The 6571-nt window shown below is 33.9% G+C and carries 6 protein-coding genes; 2 read left to right on the top strand and 4 right to left on the bottom strand.

The features are described 5' to 3' along the window. Positions 1–307 precede the first annotated feature (307 nt). Together DNK84_RS14165 and DNK84_RS01180 are read right to left on the bottom strand one after the other, a co-directional pair. Positions 308–460 (bottom strand): hypothetical protein, encoded by a 153-nt coding sequence (locus DNK84_RS14165; RefSeq protein ID WP_162902112.1) that lies wholly within the window; start codon positions 458–460, stop codon positions 308–310. Beyond that, the gene (locus DNK84_RS01180; protein ID WP_119342750.1) at positions 438–893 is read right to left on the bottom strand and encodes a hypothetical protein; all 456 of its coding nucleotides are present in this window, start codon (positions 891–893) and stop codon (positions 438–440) included. Before DNK84_RS01180 ends, DNK84_RS14165 begins: the two co-directional genes overlap by 23 nt. A 244-nt stretch (positions 894–1137) precedes the next feature. Between DNK84_RS01180 and DNK84_RS01175 the strand changes: the two genes are divergently transcribed. Together DNK84_RS01175 and DNK84_RS01170 are read left to right on the top strand one after the other, a co-directional pair. Continuing rightward, complete coding sequence (locus tag DNK84_RS01175) at positions 1138–2223, top strand: hypothetical protein (protein ID WP_119342749.1); 1086 nt, start codon at positions 1138–1140, stop codon at positions 2221–2223. A gap of 487 nt (positions 2224–2710) precedes the next feature. Next, positions 2711–3511 carry a helix-turn-helix transcriptional regulator gene (locus DNK84_RS01170; RefSeq protein ID WP_119342748.1) on the top strand — a complete coding sequence of 267 codons (801 nt, stop codon included), beginning with the start codon at positions 2711–2713 and terminating at the stop codon, positions 3509–3511. Positions 3512–3552: 41 nt separating this feature from the next. Here the strand turns inward: DNK84_RS01170 and DNK84_RS01165 are convergent, their stop codons facing one another. Together DNK84_RS01165 and DNK84_RS01160 are read right to left on the bottom strand one after the other, a co-directional pair. Then, entirely contained in the window at positions 3553–4098 is a 546-nt protein-coding gene (locus tag DNK84_RS01165; RefSeq protein WP_162902141.1) for a hypothetical protein, read from the bottom strand. Further along, complete coding sequence (locus DNK84_RS01160) at positions 4095–6515, bottom strand: hypothetical protein (RefSeq protein ID WP_119342746.1); 2421 nt, start codon at positions 6513–6515, stop codon at positions 4095–4097. The genes DNK84_RS01165 and DNK84_RS01160 overlap by 4 nt, the downstream gene beginning before the upstream one ends. Positions 6516–6571 lie beyond the last annotated feature (56 nt).

Genomic DNA, 6571 nt, shown 5'->3' with positions numbered 1-6571 from the left:
GGTCGTATGAAGACAATCCCCGTCAAGTGAGATTAAAACTCGAAGGGCAATAACCTCTTTACACCTCCACTAGGAGCTAGTCGAGCTACCTTGCTAAGTTTATCTCTAGCTTTGTAGGCTCCAAGATAAGCATTCAGAAATAGCAAGGTTCTCCCAAGTTCCAAAGCAATCAGTTCATCTACCCGCTACGGACTCAGACCCCGACACCTCCACGCATACTCGCCTTTACGTATTGCGTAGTGCTGATTTCAGGCATATGAAAACCTTGATCAGGTGCGACGATGGTATATTACGGGGCTCAATACCTTCACTCGCGTTGTGGCTGATAGACCGCCCTTACTACAGCTTCATAATGTTCGTTACCTTGCATTATGTGTAGTTCGGTTCCAGACTGGTGGCTAGCCTTTTTCTGGGCTGGATTGTCCAGCTTGATTGCCTTAGCTTTGCTTGGCGCACTCATATATAACACATCCATTATTTAGTTTATCATCTCCAGTGCCCAAGGAATTGATATCTTTACCATGCCCACATATATAAATTTTTGCACTTTTGATGTCCTGTATTGCTTTAAGTTTATTGATAGAACTTTGCAATAACGCCAAATATTGCTGAAAGAACTCCCCTTGAAGCGGGCATGTTAAGTTTATTACAGGTATTTGATTTTGGCATACTTTGTCATCAAAACGCCTCAAAGGGAATGCTTTATCATTTTTTGTATACTGATAAATACCGATATATGGATCCTCTTGTACTAAGTTTTGATGCTTATATTCAAATGCTTTAAGATCAAATTCATCTAAAGCAGTGGCCTTAACAAATTTAAACACATCATTTTCAAAGTTGCTTTCATTAAACTTGGAAAAGTTAATTGCAATAATAAGATCATAATCCATCTTTAGTTCCTTTATGAGCGTATTAAACTTTCTGCAAAATAATAAAACATCTATCAAGAAATAAAATCGTAATACTACGCATAAAATAAGCCAAATGCATTTCTGCATCATGTTTTGCATTTATGGGGCACTTATAAAAGCGTATATTTACGCTATTTTTTACCTGTGATTAACATTACATTAATATTGCGTTTAGCTATAGCGCAAAAAAATTGTATGAAATCAAAACAAAGAAGGAAACAAAATGAGAAAGGGTATATTAGCAACTTCTATTGCAATAACACTTGGCTTAACCGGTGTAGTCCATGCCGGAGGCACTTCAAATGAAAATATTACAGTCACACAACAAGACGTACGTCAATCTTTGCAAGATTTCTCAGATAAAAGTTTAAGTGGCAGCCCCGAGAGTATTAAGCAGCTTAAGGCATTTTACAATGCTGCTGATCAAAAATCATACTTGCAAATGGTGGCAACAGGGATATCACTGGCTGATTTGACTATTAAAGACTACAGTGCCTATAAACAGGATAAGCAGGTTAATATTGTCATTAATCAGTCAAAAGAATCTATACAAGCTTTGTACGCTGCTGCACAAAACATAAATGAGATTCCAGAAATGGATAGACATTTAGGTGAGTATAAAACAGCTTTTGATAAAGCCTGGCAGGCACGTGTTGCTTTTTGGGAAAACCAGGACAGCAGTGAGAAAGCGCAAGATTTTAATCACTTAACAAACTATATGACAATCTATGGTATTTCAAGCATTGAGAAAAAAGGCCTGGAACATGCAAAAAATACTTATGTTCATATCAATGAAATGGCATACCAGCTACAGGTCGATACACAAAACGCTTATAAGCAAGTCAAAAAGCAAACCATTGATAACCTATATAACGTTTCCCCAGAAATATTAAAGTCAAATATCACATTGTTACGAGAAAATGCAACAATAAAAGGCGTTACGCAAGCTGTTGTTGATCTTAATCAAGCACTAGAACAGATTTTAAATGTTAACCAACCTGTTAAGGTGTTTGGTGTTACCATTTTCACACTTAAAATTCCACAAAAAGTTAAAGATGCTGTACATCGTTTTGAGGAAAAATCTGGCACAAAAGACAGTTATGAGGCTTTATTGTTTATGATGCGTGCTGATATTAACCAAATAACAAGCTATCAATTTATTCAGCAGGCAGCAGATAAAAACAGCTTCGCAAAAGCAATTGTTTCTATCTCAAATGTCGTTGCTGAACACTTTAAAGTTCCACAAGAACAAGCTTATTGGGCTTTAATGAATCAAATAGCTGTGCAGTTTTCAAAAAATATTCAATAGTTACGCACTTTGCTATTTTTGTATACCACCTCATCTGTCACAGCCGCTTGGCGGCTGTCCATGCAAGATTTGTTCCTGACCAATAACGGTTGGGGCGTATGCAAAGGCTGATCCAATTGCAGAAAACCTAAAAGGTAGCTTTTGGTTTTGGCCATTACTGTCTTAGTTACTTACGATTGTCACGTCGATTCCCACCAAGCGAGGGTAACGTTGATGCACACTTCTAGTAACGGCTACGCTTGCCAATCACGGATGGCAAAGCTTGCATATAACCCCAAGGATTAGTGGAAACTTATTGATTTTAAGTGTCATTGTTTTTGTAAAGCGTTTTCTTGCACGATAGCACGACAAAATTCCTGAAAGTGTGTAACTCCAGTTATTACCTTTTACCTAAAAACAAGTAGTTTTACGCTTTTCTTGTTAACGCTTTAACAGGAAAATAGATATTTCTCAAGACGAAATTAAGTAATATATTAATGAGGCTTAAATGACTTCAATTCAAGAAATTTATCAACATCATTGGAAAAGATATCAGCGGCGATTTAAGCAACTCATCAAATATGCGGAGCTTCCTTTCCCAGTAGATGGGCTTTATTATTTATATACAGATAAGAATAATATCAATATTGAAATTCCGTTAATATTCCATCCATGCTTTAATACTTATATACAAACGTCAAATCTGCACAAAAACTTACTAAAAAGCTATAGTAATTTAATTCAATTTCCCCCTATTATCACGAACGATTATAAAGCAAGGCTTGCCGCAAGCTATCCTGAAAAAATGCAGGTCACTGATAGCACCTTATACCAATTACCTATTATGCTTAAATACAATTCTAACAATAGTATAAGCACTTTGTTTATTTATCTTAATAAAGAATATGAGGAGCTCGGTAGGCAGTATGAATTTAGTTATTACATTAACGTACTGCACAACCTCATAGAAAAAGCTTACCCAACGCTTATTCATGATATAAAGTTGTTTACATACCAAAATAAAACCCCACCCTGCTTCTTACAACATTCTACACATACGGTAGAGGGTTTACCTCATTGTAAATTCAAGACCTTAAGCAAGGCCGAAAACCGCTGCTTTATTGCTATTTATCAAGGTAATTATGAAGCAAAGGAAATTGCTGATTACTTATGCCGTTCTGTAAGAACTGTTGAAAGTGTTATGGCATCTATGATTCGGAAACTCTTAGTAAACAACCGCTATGAACTCTTTATCCAAATAGCAAAAGCGCATCATCACATGCGTTATTTAATGACAGAAGACTTATAAATACTAAAGTGAATAAGCAAAAAAAAAGGGGGGGGACATTGCTACAATGCAGGCAATAAACGAATATTAGTGATTACGTTTGTAATTCTTTCTGCTTGATTTTGCAGACAAAATGCTAAAACACCAGGCTGGCTTAAATCAAGACCATTCTTATCTTTTAAAGCGCTGCTTAAACTGGCAAGCTCTGCATAGTATGTTTTTGCTTTAAGCGAGTGTGGTGTTTTTTGGTTGATGTGTTTTGTCACTGCACGATATAAGTGATTTAACTCAATTTGTGACATCTCTGGCAAATAAATTATTTGATCTTTTCCGTCATACGGTAAACTGTAGCGATCAAATAATCGAAGTTTTGCGCATAGACTGCAATAAAAATACCAGTGTTCACTCTTTGTGTTATAGCCAGAAGATGTAGGCGCTATGATCGCTTTAGGCATCTCATCTTCATCTACACATATATGGCAATAACTGCACCTAGCATCAAGCTTTTGAACTACATCTTCCTTTAACAACTGATATTGTTTTGTCTGACTAAAGGCTTGATATTCCTTATAACCCATAGAAAATGGATAAAAGTCTACTTTACTCACCTAGCCACCTCAGCCATTTTTACATCGTTTTCAAGAGAATCGGTGTGCAGTTTACTATATATTTCAAAAGGTAATGTATTGATGCAATACTTTTTCTTTTCCAAATTAAATTTACAAAATGTATCTTGCTTATCTGAACCCGTATAATTTAACTGACTGTTTAATGTATGTTTCTGTATATCATTTAAAGTATTATCTTTATAAGAAAAAGTATTTGGATCAAATTTATCATTAAAATCTGGTGTTAAACCAATTAGTTTCCCTTGTTTTAAATCAGGATAAGCTGGATTAATATAGCTTGAAATGCCAACTTCTCTTGAGACTTCCTGATCAACCATTTTTCGAGTTAGATTATCTGCCAGTTCCTCGAGAAATTTATGCTCACCTTTATCACCAAACCAAGTAGCATAATCTGTACCTTCTGGCTGTTTTTCAACTTTGATTATCTTTTGATAGTTAATACTTTTAAAATGACTTTTATCTCCATCTTCTTGTATTTCATGTTGATGTTTTTCTTGTTCATCTGTTAAAAAACTTTGATATTCATGCTTGGCTTGTAGTGGAAATTTTTCTTTAAATTCCTTTATGGCCGTGTTTTTATTTTCAGCCGTTTCTTTGATAAATGCCTCACTTTGTTTTTTAACTGCCTCCAAATATTCAATTGAATTTGGTTTGAATGTGTTGATCTTATTTAACAGTTTATTCGTAAAATCTTTAATTGCGTTTTTATAAGGTTGATTTACTTTATCTGTTTCATTTAAATTTTTAATCGTATTTTGAATATACTCAATGCGTTCACTTGCCTGATCATAGGCTTCATGAAAAAATTTCTCTAATGCTTTAACATGCGGATTATCTTTTAGCTTCGTTTTGATTTGTTGATCATATTCTTTTGCATCAATACCTTTATCGTTCGCACCTGAGCAGGTAAATGTCGTACATTTTTTAATCTTATGATCGATTATTTTTTGCGAAATTTTATCAATACTTAAGCCATTAATCCCATTTGTAGCACTGCCAGAATGTCCCATTAAAGTTAATTTATCGATGCTATAACTCAAATCAAGTGCCTTAAATTCATCACTTGTCATCACAATCACGGGCGTTTTTGCATTTTTAGCATATACGTGAGCTGCCGCCACTTGTTCGAAATCACTGCCAAGCGTATCTTCAACCACAATTAGATTTGGAATCGTTTTTGGCAATTTTTCTCGATCACTTTGGTTTATGAAAGCATAAGGCATAAGCTTTTGACTTTCGTATTTTGGTAATAAATTTTTATAGCTTTCATGCTCAAGCAAATCGTTTAATTCATTAATAAATATATTGTTTTCGATACATTCGATTATAATTTGCTTAATTTTTTCTTCATCATTCAATCCACACGCCGCTTTTAACTTTAAGCCCAAATAGGTCGTATGATCTACTGGAGATATTTTGAAATCTGGAATTTTAATATCCAATAAGTGTTTTTGCAAAAATTGCTGTATTTCTTGATTATCATACTCATAAATAAGATGACCTCCCTCCATTAATTGATTTAATGCCTCAACTGTTTTACCAGCATTTTTATTCTTTAGTGCAATATAAAGTTTTTCATTTAAAAATCTTTCACAGCCATAGATATCTTTTACTCGTTCTTTAGGAATTTTCGCATTGAGTATTTTATCCGCTAAATAATTCGATATGTGGTCACTTGGAAGTTTAATGACAAGATTAAAAAGATTTGAATTATCATCATCCTTTTCCAATAATTTTTTGAAATTTTCATCCACATATAATTTTGACAGAATATCCTGATCAACCTTTTCTGGATCAATATATTGTAAATATTGGATGTTATCATTAATTAAACTTGTTAAAAAATTTAATTGCTCATTAACATCAATCTCAATGGATTTTGATTGACCAGTAAAATCAATAGCACTTAACTTTGAATGTAATGCTTTATCAGTTGCCAATAAGTCCAAAATCAATTTTTGTTGTAACTCTGACTCTACTGGCAAGACATAAAATAAATCTTTATCATTTAAGATGTTAGTTTTAAACACTGTATAATTTTCATTAGTTACCTCAATATTACCATTTTTAAGCGTAGAAAAGAACTCGTTTGGATGCTTTTTAGCAAACTCATCAAGGAAACTAGGTTCATTAACGTCACAACCTTTAAGTGTCATCACATTAAAAAACTTATGCTCTCTTTGAAGTAATATTTTGTTGGTAGATGCACTGTCATACAGCTCGTATAAATGTTCAGAGGCAATCTCTTTTGGAACTAATTTTAAAATCTGTTCATAGTTAAATACGCCTGCCTTCTCCAAAGCAAATTTACATATTTCGAGTGTTCGACTTTCTTGGGCTATCTTTCCTAGATTAGATGCATCTGCCTCTATTAATTTTTTTTGCTCTTCATTCACGGTGCAACCCCTTTTTTGTTTAATTATTATCTTTTGTTTAGGTTCTGTGAACCAAT

It is taken from the genome of Facilibium subflavum (genome assembly GCF_003574485.1).
Taxonomy (GTDB): Bacteria; Pseudomonadota; Gammaproteobacteria; order Francisellales; family Francisellaceae; genus Facilibium; species Facilibium subflavum.
The sequence above is the reverse complement of the archived record's forward strand: the minus strand, read 5'-3'. Positions and strand labels throughout refer to the sequence as shown.

Bases quoted from the DNA above. Each gene is read 5' to 3' on its own strand.
- DNK84_RS01170 (WP_119342748.1), top strand. From the start codon at position 2,711: ATGACTTCAATTCAAGAAATTTATCAACATCATTGGAAAAGATATCAG.
- DNK84_RS14165 (WP_162902112.1), bottom strand. From the start codon at position 460: ATGAGTGCGCCAAGCAAAGCTAAGGCAATCAAGCTGGACAATCCAGCC.
- DNK84_RS01180 (WP_119342750.1), bottom strand. From the start codon at position 893: ATGGATTATGATCTTATTATTGCAATTAACTTTTCCAAGTTTAATGAA.
- DNK84_RS01175 (WP_119342749.1), top strand. From the start codon at position 1,138: ATGAGAAAGGGTATATTAGCAACTTCTATTGCAATAACACTTGGCTTA.